Here is a 16430-nt window from a genome sequence, read left to right as displayed (position 1 = left end):
TTTCAGCATCGTGGAAAAATTATACACAATAAGTGACTGGAGGCGACAACATGGAACAAGAACATAAAGGATCGGAACAAGCAAAGTCGTTATGGCTAGCTGATAGTGAGAAGCCCTCTTTTCCTACTGTCAGCGAAGATCTTACAGCAGATGTCATCATTGTCGGTGCCGGTATTACCGGTATCGCTACTGCATTTGAAATGACAGAACGCGGACTGGATGTCATCATCATAGATGCTGATCAAGTGCTGCAAGGAACCACTGGACATACGACAGCGAAAATTACCTCCCAGCATGATGTGTACTATCATGAGCTGATTCAGCATATTGGTATGCCGAAAGCCCGTTTATATGTAGAAGCAAATGAAAAAGCAAAGGAGCTCATCCAAGCACGTGTGAAAGAGTATGACATTGATTGTCAGCTTGAGGTAAAAGATGCTTACCTTTATACAACAGAAGAAAACGGCGTCAAAAAGTTAAAGAAGGAATTAGATGCGTACAAACAGCTCGGTATCGATCGCGAATGGAAAACAGCGCTCCCGTTTGATGCTGGCATCAAGGCAGCCCTCGCCATGACGCAGCAGGCACAATTTCATCCTCTTCATTATCTTCATGCACTGATCGATCAGCTCATTGACCGAGGCGTGCGCATATTTGAACAGACAGCGGCAGTCGATGTAAAAGAAGGAAAACACCCTGCTGTCATCACAAAAAGTGGTCATCATCTGATGGGGCGCTCTATCATTTCATGCTCACACTTTCCTTTTTACGATGGCAAAGGACTGTATTTCACGCGAATCCATCCTGAGCAATCTTATGTCGTCGCAGCCAAAACAAAAAAACCGCTTCCAGACGGCATGTACTTAGGAATTGATCAGCCTGCCCATTCATTAAGAACGGCGAAATTCCATGGAGAAGATGTCGTGCTCATCGGTGGACAAGGCCATAAAACCGGACAAGGCGGAGATGAATCCGCACACTATGAAGCACTAGAAAAGTTTGGTGAAGCCACCCTTGGTATAACGGAAGTCCTTTACCGCTGGTCCACGCATGATATGGTCACAATGGATCAAATCCCTTACATTGGCCGCCTGACATCACATCATTCGAATATTTTCATTGCAACAGGCTTTAGAAAATGGGGCATGACCACAAGCCACGTAGCAGCGACACTGATCGGAGATTTGATCGAAGGAAAATCGAATCCTTACGAATCCATCTTTACTCCATCAAGACTCGTGTCAGACGCATTCGTAAAAGACTTTATCAAAGAAAACACCAATGTTGCAGCGAAGCTAATCAGCGGTAAATTAAAACGAGCTGATCAAACAATTGATGATTTAAATCCGGGTGAAGGCGGGATTGTATCTTATGAGCATAAAAAATGTGGCGCATTTAAGTCAGAGGACGGCGATATCTTTCTTGTCGATACAACCTGTACTCATTTAGGCTGTGAAGTCGCGTGGAATAATAGTGACCGCACGTGGGACTGTCCTTGTCACGGGTCTCGCTTCTCCATTACGGGAGAAGTAGTAGAAGGTCCGGCGAAAAAACCACTAAAAAGGTCATATAAAGAACAGTAAAATTTCACTGTTTTCCCTTTAAAAAAACCAAAATTATCCGATAAAAAACATAAAGTCTGATATTTTTGATAATCATGGGGGGACAAACACATTGTTATTTAAAAAAGAGAGTAAAAAGAAAAACACTGCTTTTTTCACACAGCAGGATGATGGGATAAAACGAATTAATTTTCCGGAGAATACGGACATTGCCAAACAAATTAAAATGATTGATTTGACGCAGCAAGACCTTTTTATCTTGAAACAGCTGAATCCAATCGTTCAAGATGAAATTGAACATATCGTCGATAAATTTTATAAAAACCTAGAAGTCGAGTCTTCCTTGATGCACATCATTCAAGATAACAGCTCAGTCGAGCGTCTAAAGAAAACACTACGCATTCATATTAGTGAAATGTTTGCCGGTGTGATTGACGAATCTTATGTGGCCAAAAGAATTAAAATTGCACAAGTTCATTTAAGAATTGGACTTCAACCTAAATGGTATATGGCAGCCTTCCAAGACCTATTGCTATCCATAATGGATTTATTTGCCCAGCATATCCAAGATTTCAAAGAATATCAGACGGCAGTGAAAGCGACGACGAAAATTTTAAATCTAGAGCAGCAGCTTGTCCTAGATACGTTCCAAAATGAATACTCTAAAGTTCGTGATGAAGCAGAACTACAGCAAAAAGAGCTTCATACAAAAATTACAGAAACATCTAATTCACTTGCTTCTCTCTTCTCAAACACAACAAATGCAGTGGACAAACTTGTATCAAAATCTGATGAGATGGCGGATATGTCACAGGCTGGCACAAAGATTTCAGCACAAGTTGAAGAGAAATCAATTGGCGGTAAAAAAGAGTTAGAAATTCAGCAGACGCAAATGAACCAAATTGACGGCAGTATGACAAAGATTGAAACAGAAATTAAACGCTTAGAAGAAATTGCGAAACAAATTGAACAAATTTTTGGGATCGTCACAGGTATTGCGGAGCAAACGAATTTACTATCTTTAAACGCTTCAATCGAATCAGCTCGAGCAGGTGAACATGGCAAAGGCTTTGCTGTCGTTGCAAACGAGGTTCGCAAATTATCAGAGGATACAAAGAAAACGGTTTCAACTGTATCTGAGCTCGTCAACAACACAAATTCACAAATCGCCATTGTGTCACAGCATATTGCTGATGTGAATTTACTTGTGACAGACAGTAAAGAAAAAATGACCCAAATCAACTCGCTATTCGATGATATCGTCAGCAGCATGAACTTAAGCAAAAACCAAAATGGAAAAATTGAAATAGATTTGCAAACATTCCTAAATGAATTGAAAGAAGTCAAACAAACAGTGTCCCAAGTGGCAAGTTCGGTCGAGTCCTTAACGAGTCTGACAAATCACTGATCCAGTCATTCTTCTTCTGTTTTAGTATAATAGAGGAAAAGATAGAAAAGGCGGGATTTGATTGACAGCAATTTGCCTAGTCAGACACGGAGAAACCGATTGGAATGCAGCGAAACGAATTCAAGGACGAACAGATATCCCTTTAAATGACACTGGTAAATGGCAAGCGGAACAAACCGGTCTTTACTTAAAAGATGCCCACTGGGATGTTGTCATTTCCAGTCCGCTATCAAGGGCAAAAGAAACAGCTCATTTGATTTTACAGCATGTACATGCACCGCTCGTGATCATGGACGATTTTATTGAACGTGACTATGGCGACGCTGAAGGCATGTCATTTGAGGAACGTCAGAAACTGTTTCCAAATAAACAGTATCCAAATATGGAACCACTATCGGCACTTCAAGATCGAATGCTAGAAGGTATCGAAAAAGTGAGAGCAACCTACCCAGATCAACGGGTACTAATCGTAGCACACGGTGCTGCCATCCATGCCTTACTCACCTCACTAGCTGACGAACATATGGGTATTAAGGATACAAGGCTTGAGAATGCCTGCTTAAATTATGTGGAATGGACAGATGGTGAATGGAAGGTGAACGATTACAACGTGGTCAGCCATTTAACACAATCTGCCCCTTCTTAAAGAACCTGTTTTCATAGCAGGTTCTTTTTCATGTCAAAAACAATGATAAAATAATATTTTTTTATATCGAAATTCGAAATAGATGATAGCCTTTTCTACCTATTTTATGGCATTTCGGGTATCGAATGTTTATCCTCAAATGGATCATGAGAAAAAAAGCACGATTCCTTTTTAATAGGAAACCGTTGGAAATATAGAATAAACATATTTTACCATCATTTCCAAGCGACTTAATTCCCTATTTTTCGCTAGGACTTCCACAAAAATTCGGGCCTACTCTTATTTGCCTATCTCTATTAAACTGAAAATACAGAATAATCAAACGGATCATTCTAATAGACTACGGATGATTATTCTGAAATAAGAAAAAGGGATGTGGAATGTGCGTGAAAAAGAAAAATGTGATGACAAGTGTTTTATTGGCTGTCCCTCTTCTGTTTTCAGCAGGGTTTGGAGGCTCGATGGCAAATGCCGAGACTGCCTCAAAGTCAGAAAGCGAAAAAAGCTATATCGTTGGCTTTAAAGCTTCTGCCACCACAAACAGCTCTAAGAAACAAGCAGTGACACAAAATGGTGGGAAATTAGAAAAACAATACCGCCTCATTAATGCTGCACAAGTGAAGATGTCTGAACAAGCCGCAAAAAAACTTGAACACGACCCTAGCATTGCTTATGTAGAAGAAGACCACAAAGCAGAAGCATATGCCCAAACCGTCCCTTATGGTATCCCTCAAATCAAAGCTCCAGCCGTACACGCTCAAGGTTATAAAGGTGCTAACGTCAAAGTAGCTGTCCTTGATACTGGAATCCACGCCGCACACCCTGACTTAAATGTTGCAGGCGGTGCTAGCTTCGTCCCTTCAGAGCCAAATGCCACACAAGACTTTCAATCACACGGAACTCACGTAGCCGGAACCATTGCTGCCCTTGATAACACGATTGGTGTTCTTGGGGTTGCGCCAAGCGCCTCCTTGTATGCCGTTAAAGTGTTAGATCGAAACGGAGATGGACAATACAGCTGGATTATCAGCGGTATTGAATGGGCTGTTGCCAATAACATGGATGTCATCAATATGAGCTTAGGCGGACCAAACGGCTCCACAGCGCTTAAAAATGCTGTAGACACAGCGAATAACCGCGGAGTAGTTGTCGTTGCCGCAGCAGGGAATTCAGGTTCAATTGGCTCTACTAGCACCGTAGGCTATCCTGCAAAATACGACTCTACAATTGCTGTTGCCAACGTGAACAGCAACAATGTCAGAAACTCGTCTTCTAGCGCAGGTCCTGAATTAGATGTTTCTGCACCTGGTACATCGATTTTAAGTACAGTACCAAGCAGTGGATATACGTCTTATACGGGAACATCAATGGCATCTCCTCATGTAGCAGGAGCAGCAGCGCTTATCCTTTCTAAGTATCCGAATCTATCAACGTCTCAGGTTCGTCAGCGCTTAGAAAATACGGCAACACCGCTTGGTAATTCGTTCTATTATGGAAAAGGATTAATTAACGTTCAAGCGGCTTCTAACTAAAATAAGTGTGACAAAAAAATCCGGCGAACTGAGCCGGATTTTTTATTTATTGCTTTTTCGATGTTTCCTCTTTTTTTGCGGCTTTTTCCATATCGATGATTCTCTCCATCATCGTCGGGTGTCCATAGCGGAATATTTTCACTAAAAGTGGCGGATTGACTTGGGAAAGCCCTGATTTTGCAAGCTTTTGAAATGACGTCACCCCCGCCTCTCCATCTTTCGTCAAGTTCACGGCGTATTCATCAGCTGCACGTTCTTGATGCCTTGACACAGCATTTGTAAAAGGAGAAGCAACAAATGACAGCATAGACACAATGATCAACAGAAGCGGCAGAGCAGCAACGTCATGTGGTGCCTTCAGACGAAATGAAGAAGCGCCTTTTTGGTAAAGGGAAAAATAAAAACGGTCAATGGCAAAAAATCCAACCAGAGACAGCACTAAATATCCTGCTAAACCGATATACACATGCTTCATCACGTAATGTCCCATCTCATGCGCCATGATAAATAAGATTTCACGGTCTTTCAGCTTTTGAAGTGTCGTATCCCACAAAACAATACGCTTATTTTCACCAATTCCTGTGACGTAAGCATTCATCGTGTTTGTTTTCTCTGACATGTTGACTTCATATACATGATCTGCTGGAATGTGTGCTTTCTCTGCAAGAGTTAATATCTTTTTCTCAAGCGCTTGATCCTTCAATGGGTAAAAATCATTGTAGAGTGGATCAATAACGACCGGCTGTATAAAGAAGAGAAACAGTGTAACTGGAACGGTTAAACACCAGCAATACAGCCACCAATATTTCCTTTTCTTTTGAATGAGCCAAAAGAACACAATTGCGCATAGAACAAGCAGTGGATATTGAATCCAAAAATCAAGCGTTTGGTCTTTTAGCCAACTTGCCGTGCTTTGTGCTGAAACACCGTAGTACAAGGACAACTGGTAGCTCACCCACTTGACCGGCAATGTGATCAGCATCGTCAAAAATGACAGCACAAACACATACACAAGTTTGCTCAAAAGGTCAAAACGAGCTGCTACCAAGCTCCAATCTGCTAATTTCCTTGAAAACCCTGAAATGAGCAAAAGGAAAAAGACATACCAATCTAAAGGAATTGTCATAAAGTACAACAGGTTACGAATGTTCGAGTAATTTCCACTGATCAAAAGCTCATGGCTTGTCATAAATGTATGCGGGTCTGCACTTGTCCCTTTCACACTGTCAGGGACAGATGAATCCCCCATTAGAAATAAGTAAGAATAAATAAAAAGACCGTACAATATGTATGCTACCGTTGCAAGAGCTACCCATTTGCGTACTCGCACTGGTCAGCCTCCTTTCCATTTCTCTCTCTATTGTAATCACGCACGTTTTTGTTTAGAACCTGTCTCATGTGGCTCCATCATAGCATGCCCTATCTGAAAAAGCTTGAGTGAAAAAAATGATTATGCTGTTCAAAAATCGGAGAAACTAACTATAAAAAAGTGAGTTGGAGGTTCATCATGAAGAAAATCCTTGCAGGAATTGTGATCTTTGGGCTTTTACTGATTACCTTCTTTTATGTGTTCAGCCGGACAAGTGACATCTTCGATGAAAATCGAGCAGAGAAATTATTGCTTTCACCGACGAACCAGTCCATTTCTTATGAAATAGATGATAAAGATACAACTGAGGATCTAATTGAACAATTAAACAAAGGGAAACAAACAAGCAGCCATCTCAAAAAGAATGTAAAGAAGCCAGATTATATCGCCAAGGTCATGTTCGGACGGACAAATGGTACTTCTTTTCAGCTATGGACCAACCGCTCTCAAGTTGTTTTTTTAGTAGACGGCACCTATTATGAATTAAATCAAAAACAGTCAAATTCCTTTCGAAAACAGGTACAAGAAGCGATTCAAAAAGGAGCCTCTTCATAAGAGACTCCCTAGATTGTTGACAAAGGGATAAAATGAACTTGATTTTATCCCCTTGTCTTCTTTTCAGCGTGATAGAAAACCTTTGCAGTCTAGGAGGCGCGGAGCGAATGTGACATTCGTGAGCACCAGCACACAGGACTGACAAAGAATGCGAGGGTTTGTCTACACACGACGCTAAGGAGCCTCTTCATAAGAAGAGACTCTTTTTTTATTTACTTGTTTCTGCTTGGTACTTATCCTTTAGCGCTCTTCTTAAAATTTTACCAGTCGTGTTTTTTGGAATATCATCAATGAAATGGATCGTTTGGGGCTGCTTATATTTCGCCAAATAGCGTGAACAATGTGTGATGATGTCTTCTTGATTGATGTGAGCATGTTTCTTAGGGGAAATGTAGCAGACAACAGCCTCTCCTGTGTTTGGATCGGGCACACCGATGACAACGGCTTCTGCTACAGCTTCATGTTGATAAAGCACTTCTTCTACTTCTCTTGGATAGACATTATACCCGCCAACGAGAATCATGTCCTTTTTTCGATCGACGATATAAATATATCCGTCTTCATCTCTTCTCGCCAAATCTCCTGTGTACAGCCAGCCATCTTTCAGTGCTGCTTCTGTGTCTTCTGGCATTTGATAATAGCCTTTCATAATGTTTGGCCCTTTTGCAATCAATTCTCCGACTTCGTTTGGTCCAACTTCCTCTCCAAGTTCATTCACGATCTTATTTTTCACATTCATAATATCAGTTCCGACTGAACCTGGTTTTCTCTTTCCATCAAGGGGATTGAATGCCGTCACTGGGGAAGCCTCTGACAATCCATAGCCCTCTAACACCGTGACACCGAACTTTTCTTCAAAACCGTGAAGTAAAGCAACAGGCATGGACGCACCGCCTGATATACAAATCCTCACCGACTTCATCGCTTCCTCATGACCGTCCTGACGATATAAATAGTTATACATGGTTGGAACACCAACAAATAGCGTTGGTTTTTCTTTCTCCATCATTCGTAAAAGCTCTGATGGGCTGAAATGCGGCAGGACATAGATGGTCGCTCCATGAATCAAAGGGGCATTCATACAGACGGTCAAACAAAACACATGGAACATCGGCAATGCAGCAATCACCTTGTCCTTCTCATCAATTGACAGGTACTCTGCAATGTCTCTTGCATTTGAATATAGGTTAACATGAGAGAGCATTGCCCCTTTTGGCTTTCCTGTTGTGCCAGATGTAAATAAAATAACGGCCGTATCGTCAGGTTGGATGACAGGATGCTCAGTTTCCGGCGCATCTCCAGACACAAGCTTTCCGAAGAAAACAAGACGATCAGATACTTCTTTTAAACTTGACCTGCACGCAGATTCATTTTGTGCACAAATAATGACTCGTTCAATAGCTGGAAGCTGTTCATACACCTGCTCGTATATCGGCAGAAGCTGATCCGGTGCAACAATCCCTTTTACATCACCAGTGACCAGCATATAGCCGATTTCACTTGGCGTATATGTTGGATTGACAGGTACAACAACAAGTCCTGCCTTTAATGCACCAAAAAATGAAATCACAAATTGCGGTGAATTTCCTAAAATCAGCGCGATATGATCTCCCACTTGAAACCCTTCGCTCACTAAACCATCTGCAAAACGTTCGATACTTGTCATCAGTTCTTGATAGGTCCACTTGTTCCCTTCAAAGATCAGTGCGACGTTCTCTCCCTTGGTCATCGCAGTCTGCTCAAGATTTTTGATCAAATCCATTCTCCCACCCCTTATACTTCATCAATGAATGAATAGCCATTCATTTTATGACCAAACATTCCTCCTTTCTATTATAATAGACAATCGAAAAAATTCACAAGATCAAATGTAAACCGCTTTCATCCCTTTCATTAGAAAAAGCACCGCTATCTCTAGCCGTGCTTGTCCTTGCTTAATAAATCAAATCCAGAAAATCTTCTTTTGATACGTTACCAAAATAATGGCGCATATCCATGTCTTCTAATACATCACTAATGGTTTTGCGATCATATTGCTGCCCGATGAGTCGTTTCTCAATATCAGCAATATCCCCTACACCGAAGAAGTCACCAAAAATTTTGCAGTCTTGAATGATGCCTTTTTTCACTTCTAATCGAAGATCAATCGATCCAGCTGGAAAACGCTTAGAGTGCTGCAAGTTAAACTTAGGTGAACGGCCGTAGTTCCATTCCCATTTTTGGTATCGATCACGAGAAATCTCATGAATCTTCTCCCAATCCTTTTCTGTCAGCTGATACTCAGGCACGTCTCCGTTCGTGTCAAAAATATAGCTTAAAAGAATTTTTCTAAATTCTTCTGTTGTCATCTTTTGATCCATCAGTTCACTAATATTCGCAACCCTGCTTCTAATGGATTTAATGCCTTTTGATTCGATCTTTTCTTTCTTCACATTTAATGCCGAGACAACATGTTCGATTTCTGAATCAAATAATAGGGTGCCATGACTGAAGATACGTCCTCGTGTAGCAAATTGAGCATTCCCCGAAATTTTACGCCCATCTGCCATGATGTCATTTCTGCCGCTTAATTCCGCTTTGACGCCAAGCTTTTCAAGCGCTTTGATGACTGGCTCGGTGAATTTTTTAAAGTTATGAAAGCTGTCCCCATCGTCTTTTGTAATAAAACTGAAGTTCAAGTTTCCTTTGTCATGGTAAACTGCACCACCGCCAGATAACCTGCGAACGACTTTGATGCCATTGTCTTCCACATATTTTGTATTGATTTCTTCTATTGTATTTTGGTTCTTTCCAATAATAATGGATGGCTGGTTGATGTAAAACAGCAAATACGTTTCTTCTGGATCTAAATATTTTAAGCAATACTCTTCAATTGCTAAATTAATCATTGGGTCATAATGTTGCTCGTTATCGATAAACAGCATCTCTATCTTCCTTCCTTGTTCCATCTAAGCCCTGATTGGGCAAGCTGTATATTGCCAGTATATAACGCCTGTGCTTCATTGACTAGGTCTTTATGCCGACCGAAATGAGGCAGATGGGTGATGATAAGCTCTCCAACATTTGCTTCACTTGCCAGCTTCCCTACTTCAGTACTGTTCATATGTCCTGCACCCGATCCGTCTTGTCCAGCGTAAAAGTTGCTTTCGGCAATAAGTAAGTCTACATCCTTGCTAAAAGGGATAAATGCATCTTGATAGCTGGAATCAGCTGTATACACCACCACAGCCTCATTTGCTTGAATTCTCATCGCATAGCATTCTGCCGGATGAACCGTTTTCAAAAAATCAATTTGAAATGGTCCGATTTGAATGCCCTCTTCCGGGTGATAAGGTTTTGTCTTTGTATGTACATCATCAGAGAGCCGCTGAAATGCTGCTTGATCCCCGGTATGTCCGTAGATCGTCAGCGGACCACTGCTTTTTCCTAAATGATAACCCACTAGCTTCGCATATTGGAGAGGTCCGATATCTGCAATATGATCGTGATGATAATGAGAAAGGAGTACAGCATCTAGTTCTTCTATATCAATGTATTGCTGAAGCTTTGACAGAACTCCGCTCCCGCAGTCGACAAGCAGACGAAAACCATCTGATTCAAAAAGATAACCTGATGTGGCTTCACCAGCTGCTGGAAATCCTCCGTAGCAGCCAATCACGGTTAATTTCATCGTCATATTTCCTCCTTTTCAAAAAATCCCCTTCTTACAATATACCCATTTTTCATAAAAAAAGCATTCTTCTTGCCTATTGTTACAAAACAGATTGACAATTATCAATCTGTTATAATACAATGATAGCAATAAAACGTATTGGAGGATGACAAATGCTAGGAAAAATCACTGAGTTTTTTAGAAATTTGCCTTCAAAAAAATGCACAAAATGTGGAAATGATTTAATGGAACAGCACGAGTGTTACGGTAATGAATGTGAGGAATGCTCACAAGTAAGTTATCTTAAATAAGGAAATAAATAGAACGAAAAGGCACTTTTTTCCTCCTTCGTCAGTTGGAGTCAAAAGTGCTTTTTATTTTTTCTGAAAAATAGGTAAAAAGGTAAAACCCTTGGTACAGAAGGGTTTTTTAGTATTTTCATATGATGACTTTTAGTTCGGAAGGCACTTTTTATTGACTTAAAACAACGAAGGGGGTTCGAAGTGTCCATTTTTTCAAATAATTTTGTATTTTCTTAATATAATTTAATCGTGGACGAACCTCTTTAATTTTAGTTATACTTTAATTCATATATTAAAACTTAATATAATGGGAATATTCCTTTAATGAATATGTTAGGGAGGAAATCTATGAAAAAATTAAAATTTGGATTAGCAACTCAAATCCTAATCGGTCTTATTCTCGGTGTCGTGGTTGGTGCGATCTTTTTCGGTAACCCTGGTGTTGAGACATATTTAAAACCAATTGGAGACTTCTTCTTACGACTCATTAAGATGATTGTCATTCCGATTGTCGTATCTAGCTTAATTTTAGGTGTTGCAGGTGCGGGTGATGGTAAAAAAGTAGGGAAGCTTGGTTTTAGAACCATTCTTTATTTTGAAATTATCACAACGTTTGCGATCATCCTTGGTCTTGTGCTTGCGAACTTTGTTCAACCAGGTGCAGGCGTTGACTTTGGACATACAGAAAAACAGGATATTAGCCAGTATGTTGAAACGGAAAAAGAACAAAGCAGTAAATCAGTTGCTGATACGTTCCTTCATATCGTTCCGACGAACTTCTTCCAATCATTGGCGGAAGGTGATTTGCTTGCGATTATTTTCTTCACTGTATTATTCGCACTTGGCGTTTCAGCGATTGGTGAACGCGGCAAACCAGTGCTCGCCTTCTTTGAAGGTGTGTCACATGCGATGTTCCATGTCGTCAATGTTGTGATGAAAGCAGCACCATTTGGTGTGTTCGCGCTCATTGGTGTGACAGTATCAAAATTTGGTCTTGAATCTCTTGTTTCATTAGGTAAGCTCGTAGGTCTTGTTTATTTTGCGCTCGCTCTCTTCCTTATCGTTGTATTCGGAATTATTGGAAAGATGATTGGCGTCAATATTTTCAGATTTCTTGCTTACATGAAAGACGAAATGCTTCTCGCCTTTAGTACATCCAGCTCTGAAACAGTTTTACCGAGAGTCATGGATAAAATGGAGCGCATCGGGTGTCCAAAAGGAATTGTTTCTTTTGTTATCCCAATTGGTTATACGTTTAATCTGGACGGCTCCGTCTTGTATCAAGCCATTGCGGCGCTTTTCTTAGCGCAGGTATATGGCATTGACCTCACGATCGTACAGCAGCTCACACTAATCCTTGTATTGATGGTGACATCAAAAGGAATGGCTGCCGTTCCTGGTACATCCTTTGTTGTATTACTTGCAACACTTGGAACGATCGGTGTTCCTGCTGAAGGTCTAGCCTTTATTGCAGGTGTTGATCGTATCATGGATATGGCAAGAACCGTTGTCAACTTAACTGGTAATGCACTTGCAGCTGTCGTGATGTCTAAATGGGAAGGGCAATATGACCCTGAAAAAGGACACCGCGTGATGACTGGACAAGATGTACCTGAGCCAACACAACTTTCAAGCTAATCAAAAAGAACCCCGCGATCGGGGTTCTTTTTTTATACTGTGATTAATTTGCTTTGAACATAGTGGTACAGAAGATTGGCTGTATGAATCAATGAGTCTTCATGGGTTCTTTCAAAGGCATGCGAAGAGTCAATGCCAGGTCCAATCAGTCCATGAATGATATCATGCCCTGCTCGAATCGCTGCTGACGCATCTGAACCATAATAAGGGTATATATCAAGGCGGTAATCGATCTTATTTGCCTCAGCTAATGCTGCTAAATGTTTGCGCAGACCATAGTGATAAGGACCACTAGAATCCTTCACACATATTGACACACTGTATTCATCGGTTGATTGACCGTCACCGATGGCTCCCATATCAACCGCCAAATATTCCACCGTTTCTTCCGGGATATTCGAGTTCCCACCGTATCCGATTTCTTCATTATTTGAAATTAAGAAATGTGTCGTATGCGGCAATGTGATGTTCTCTGTTTGAATGCGGTGAATCAATCTCAGCAACAACGCCACACTTGCCTTATCATCAAGGTGTCTTGATTTAATAAAACCTGAAGATGTCACTTCCACTCTAGGATCAAATGAGATAAAGTCTCCTACTTGAATGCCGAGTGCTTGCACATCGTCTGCATTTTTCACTTTCTCATCTAAGCGAATCTCCATATTTTCTTGATTTCGCTTCGCTTTTCCAGCATCCTCATATACGTGAACGGACGTTTGATGCATCAGAATGGTACCTGTGTATGTACGGCCTGTTACTGTTTCAATTTCACAATACTCGCCTTCTATCGAGTTATATTGAAAGCCTCCAATGAGTGCAAGACGCAGCCGGCCATTTGATTTAATTTCTTTGACCATCGCACCGAGCGTATCGACATGTGCTGTCAGCATGCGGTGTTCCTTGTCATCTGTTCCTTTTAGGGTGGCAATTAATCCGCCTTTTCGATTTCGCTTCGTTTCAATATTTAAATCTTGTAAAAAACGTTCGACAAAGCCAATCACTTTCTCAGTATTTCCTGATGGACTTGGGATCGACACAAGCTTTTGAATAAGCTGAATCGTTTCATTTACTTCCGTTGTCATTCGGCATATCCTCCTTCATCTAAAAGAAATTCTTTCCAAGCATGCCTTTTTTCAGCATCCTTCTTAAAATATATCGCTTCGGGTTCCTGATGTCTAATTTCTAATAGAAAAACCTTTCTCATGAAAGAGAAAGGTTTCAGCGTGTAGACAAACCCTCGCATTCGGTGTCAGTCCTGCGCGCTGGTACTCACGAATGTCAATTCGCTCTGTGCCAGTGCTCGTCCTTCCTAGACTTCAAAGGTTTTCTATCACGCTGAAAAGAAGACAAAGGGCTAAAATAAAGTTCATTTTAGCCCTTTGTCAACAATCTGAAATAAAAAACCTTTCTCATGAAAGAGAAAGGTTTTTTTGATTAAGCTTCTTCTTGTTTCATTTTTCTTATGTTCCAAGCAAAGTATGCTGTTGTTGCAGCCATCATGATGATGGCTACTGTTCCAAGAATCGCTGCTTGGTGCCATAAATAACTGTTATCACCGCTTGCAATGATCGTTCTAAATCCGTTGATGGTATACGTCATTGGAAGCAGACTGTGAATAACTTGGAAGAATTTTGGTACAAGCTCAAGCGGGAATGTACCCGCACTTGCTGCAAGCTGAAGAACCAAGATAATGACGGCAATAAAGCGTCCTGGGTTCCCCATCGTCGTCGCAAGAAGCTGAATGATCGCTAGGAATGTCAGACTGACGATGATCGCAAAGAGATAGAAGCGCCAGAGGCTTTCCACTTCAAGTCCAAGTCCAAAGATCAGCATGGAGCTTGCAATCACTGCCTGCAAGATACCGACTAAGAGAAGCACACTATATTTGCTGACAAACCATTCAAACGCATTTCTAGGGCGTCCTGCAGGATCTTTCATTGGGAATACAACAGTCAGCATAAGAGCTCCAACAAAGAGTCCCATTGATAAAATATATGGTGTGAGCCCTGTTCCATAGTTATCAATTTTTTTCGCTGTATCATTCTCTGTTTTGACTGGGCTTGCAATCATATTGTAATTGTCCTGCCCCGCATCAATGTCTCCTGTTTCATCTGCAGCGATTTTTAGCTTATCAGAAAGCTTTCCAGTTCCACTTTTTAAGTCACCTAATCCTTTATCAAGGGATTTTGACCCTTCAGCCAGTTTAGATGAGTTGCTTTGGATACTCGCTGATCCACTTTCTAGTTTATTCAATGCTGCACTAAGCTGGCTTGAACCATTTGCCAGTTTATCCGCACCACTTTTCGCTGTATCAAGCTTTCCATTTGCTGTTTGTAGGCCATCTTGTAATTTCCCTTGACCCGTTTGAAGCTTCAGTGCACCTTGATACAATTTATTCGTACCGGATGTCATTTGATCAATCGCATTTTGTATGGCGACTGTCGATGTATACAGCTGTTCTGTTTTCTCTGGCAACTGCTTGACTTGCTGTAGCTGTGCTTTTGCAGATGCAACCGCAGACTGAACTTCACTTGCGTCAGGCAGTTCCTGCAGCGCCGCTAAGCTTTGCTCAAGACCAGACAAATCAGGCAGTTCGACTGTAGGGAGACTGTCTAGCTGATCCATTGCCGCCTTTTTCTCTTCATCTGTCATCGAGCTGTTTTGAATAATACTTTTTACTTTTGCATCTCGATTAGATAATGCTTCTTTTAAAGAAGCAAGTTTGGTACTGAACGTTTTTGCATCTTCTTTCACCTGATCAATCTTAGGCGCCATCTTTTCAAGGTTCGCTAATTCAGGTGAAGACAATACTTTCTCAACAGCAGCGATTTTTTCTGAAAATGACTGTGCTTTATTGTTCAGCTGCTCAATGCCTGCTGTGAATTGCGGCATTTTAGAAGAAAGCTGCTCATGTCCTTCACGGCTTGTGTTTAACCCTTCGGTCAATGTATCAATTCCTGTGCCAAGCTCACCAAATTTCTGATCAATCGTTTGATAGCCTGTTAAGAGCTGACCAAGACCGCTATCAAGAGATTGAATTCCAGTGTTCAGTTCACCCATTTTTCCTGCAAACTGATGAACACCTTCGCTATACGTTAACGTTCCTTCTGCCAATTTCGCCAGATTGTCTTTTAACTTTTGGCTACCGTCTTTTGCGCTTTTTGTTCCGTCATCAATTTTCTTCGCTCCATCGCTTGCTTGATCTAATCCTTTTGCAATCGTTTTGAAGTTATCAAAGATGACCTCTGCATAATTTTCTGTGACTTCCTTTGAAACCGAATCTTTTAATTTGATAATGGCGTTATTCGCAATTTGAGACGCAGCATAGTTTGCGCCTGGATTCGTATAATATTTCAGATTCGATTTTTTCGGATGTTTGTCTAGTACTGTACTCGCATTTTTCGAGAAATCTTTCGGAATCTCGACGACGAGATAATAGTCTTCGTTATTTAACCCTTTGATGGCCTTTTCTTCACTATCAACAAAATGCCATTTAAAACTATCGTTTTTCTTCAATTCCTTCACTAAATCATCGCCCACTTGAAGGGTTTTGCCGTCATAATGACTGCCTTCATCCAAGTTGACAACCGCTACAGGTAATTGATCAACTGTACCATATGGATCCCAGTAAGCTTTTAAAAATACACCACTATAAATCAGTGGAATAAATAAGACAGCTAAAATCGGGATCAGTAGTTTTTTGCTCGTCACAATGTCTTTCCATTGATTCCGAATTAAATTCATTGCTGTTTTCCTCCCATTGATG

Annotated in this window: 13 protein-coding genes; 7 read left to right on the top strand and 6 right to left on the bottom strand. The window is 40.9% G+C overall.

All coding sequences use genetic code 11. The annotated features are described in order from the left end of the window. Nucleotides 1-50: 50 nt before the first annotated feature. From NSQ52_RS05270 to NSQ52_RS05255, 4 genes are all read left to right on the top strand, one after another. On the top strand, nucleotides 51-1583 hold the full coding sequence (locus NSQ52_RS05270) for an FAD-dependent oxidoreductase (RefSeq protein ID WP_326241855.1): 1533 nt from the start codon (nucleotides 51-53) through the stop codon (nucleotides 1581-1583). A gap of 91 nt (nucleotides 1584-1674) precedes the next feature. Next, complete coding sequence (locus NSQ52_RS05265; RefSeq protein WP_007497200.1) at nucleotides 1675-2970, top strand: globin-coupled sensor protein; 1296 nt, start codon at nucleotides 1675-1677, stop codon at nucleotides 2968-2970. A gap of 61 nt (nucleotides 2971-3031) precedes the next feature. After that, nucleotides 3032-3616, top strand: a complete 585-nt coding sequence (locus tag NSQ52_RS05260) for a histidine phosphatase family protein (protein WP_025207047.1) — start codon at nucleotides 3032-3034, stop codon at nucleotides 3614-3616. A 386-nt stretch (nucleotides 3617-4002) separates the two neighbouring features. Then, complete coding sequence (locus NSQ52_RS05255; protein ID WP_045034875.1) at nucleotides 4003-5148, top strand: S8 family peptidase; 1146 nt, start codon at nucleotides 4003-4005, stop codon at nucleotides 5146-5148. Between the two features lie 46 nt (nucleotides 5149-5194). Here NSQ52_RS05255 and NSQ52_RS05250 read toward each other — a convergent pair whose 3' ends face one another. Beyond that, nucleotides 5195-6478, bottom strand: coding sequence for a M48 family metallopeptidase (locus NSQ52_RS05250; protein WP_342473976.1), 1284 nt, complete (start codon nucleotides 6476-6478; stop codon nucleotides 5195-5197). A 177-nt stretch (nucleotides 6479-6655) separates the two neighbouring features. Between NSQ52_RS05250 and NSQ52_RS05245 the strand changes: the two genes are divergently transcribed. After that, the gene (locus NSQ52_RS05245) at nucleotides 6656-7072 is read left to right on the top strand and encodes a hypothetical protein (protein ID WP_007497192.1); all 417 of its coding nucleotides are present in this window, start codon (nucleotides 6656-6658) and stop codon (nucleotides 7070-7072) included. Between the two features lie 208 nt (nucleotides 7073-7280). On the opposite strand, the gene NSQ52_RS05240 is transcribed toward NSQ52_RS05245, so the two are convergent. The 3 genes from NSQ52_RS05240 to NSQ52_RS05230 all read right to left on the bottom strand — a co-directional run bounded on the left by NSQ52_RS05240 (nucleotide 7281) and on the right by NSQ52_RS05230 (nucleotide 10742). Beyond that, nucleotides 7281-8834, bottom strand: a complete 1554-nt coding sequence (locus NSQ52_RS05240) for a fatty acid--CoA ligase family protein (protein ID WP_342473975.1) — start codon at nucleotides 8832-8834, stop codon at nucleotides 7281-7283. A 172-nt stretch (nucleotides 8835-9006) separates the two neighbouring features. Continuing rightward, nucleotides 9007-9996: a lipoate--protein ligase gene (locus NSQ52_RS05235; RefSeq protein WP_008348846.1), complete on the bottom strand. Its 990-nt coding sequence runs from the start codon at nucleotides 9994-9996 to the stop codon at nucleotides 9007-9009. Between the two features lie 2 nt (nucleotides 9997-9998). Next, nucleotides 9999-10742 carry an MBL fold metallo-hydrolase gene (locus tag NSQ52_RS05230; protein ID WP_201268119.1) on the bottom strand — a complete coding sequence of 248 codons (744 nt, stop codon included), beginning with the start codon at nucleotides 10740-10742 and terminating at the stop codon, nucleotides 9999-10001. 155 nt (nucleotides 10743-10897) lie between these two features. On the opposite strand from NSQ52_RS05230, the gene yhfH reads away from it, so the two are divergent. Then, complete coding sequence (gene yhfH / locus NSQ52_RS05225) at nucleotides 10898-11035, top strand: protein YhfH (protein ID WP_008359029.1); 138 nt, start codon at nucleotides 10898-10900, stop codon at nucleotides 11033-11035. 339 nt (nucleotides 11036-11374) lie between these two features. Next, a complete protein-coding gene (locus NSQ52_RS05220) occupies nucleotides 11375-12664 on the top strand; it encodes a cation:dicarboxylase symporter family transporter (protein WP_008348850.1) in 1290 nt (429 codons plus the stop codon). 32 nt (nucleotides 12665-12696) lie between these two features. Here the strand turns inward: NSQ52_RS05220 and NSQ52_RS05215 are convergent, their stop codons facing one another. Both NSQ52_RS05215 and NSQ52_RS05210 read right to left on the bottom strand, forming a co-directional pair. Further along, nucleotides 12697-13746: a M42 family metallopeptidase gene (locus NSQ52_RS05215; protein WP_024720001.1), complete on the bottom strand. Its 1050-nt coding sequence runs from the start codon at nucleotides 13744-13746 to the stop codon at nucleotides 12697-12699. Nucleotides 13747-14098: 352 nt separating this feature from the next. Next, a complete protein-coding gene (locus NSQ52_RS05210; protein ID WP_342473974.1) occupies nucleotides 14099-16408 on the bottom strand; it encodes a YhgE/Pip domain-containing protein in 2310 nt (769 codons plus the stop codon). Nucleotides 16409-16430: the final 22 nt, after the last annotated feature.

The sequence above is a fragment of the Bacillus sp. FSL W8-1141 genome (genome assembly GCF_038593205.1).
GTDB lineage: Bacteria > Bacillota > Bacilli > Bacillales > Bacillaceae > Bacillus > Bacillus altitudinis.
The sequence above is the reverse complement of the archived record's forward strand: the minus strand, read 5'-3'. Positions and strand labels throughout refer to the sequence as shown.

What these genes read in the sequence shown, in the direction of transcription:
- NSQ52_RS05210 (WP_342473974.1), bottom strand. Translation starts at nt 16,408, where the DNA reads ATGAATTTAATTCGGAATCAATGGAAAGACATTGTGACGAGCAAAAAA.
- NSQ52_RS05215 (WP_024720001.1), bottom strand. Translation starts at nt 13,746, where the DNA reads ATGACAACGGAAGTAAATGAAACGATTCAGCTTATTCAAAAGCTTGTG.
- NSQ52_RS05240 (WP_342473975.1), bottom strand. Translation starts at nt 8,834, where the DNA reads ATGGATTTGATCAAAAATCTTGAGCAGACTGCGATGACCAAGGGAGAG.
- NSQ52_RS05220 (WP_008348850.1), top strand. Translation starts at nt 11,375, where the DNA reads ATGAAAAAATTAAAATTTGGATTAGCAACTCAAATCCTAATCGGTCTT.
- NSQ52_RS05270 (WP_326241855.1), top strand. Translation starts at nt 51, where the DNA reads ATGGAACAAGAACATAAAGGATCGGAACAAGCAAAGTCGTTATGGCTA.
- yhfH (WP_008359029.1), top strand. Translation starts at nt 10,898, where the DNA reads ATGCTAGGAAAAATCACTGAGTTTTTTAGAAATTTGCCTTCAAAAAAA.
- NSQ52_RS05245 (WP_007497192.1), top strand. Translation starts at nt 6,656, where the DNA reads ATGAAGAAAATCCTTGCAGGAATTGTGATCTTTGGGCTTTTACTGATT.
- NSQ52_RS05235 (WP_008348846.1), bottom strand. Translation starts at nt 9,996, where the DNA reads ATGCTGTTTATCGATAACGAGCAACATTATGACCCAATGATTAATTTA.
- NSQ52_RS05230 (WP_201268119.1), bottom strand. Translation starts at nt 10,742, where the DNA reads ATGAAATTAACCGTGATTGGCTGCTACGGAGGATTTCCAGCAGCTGGT.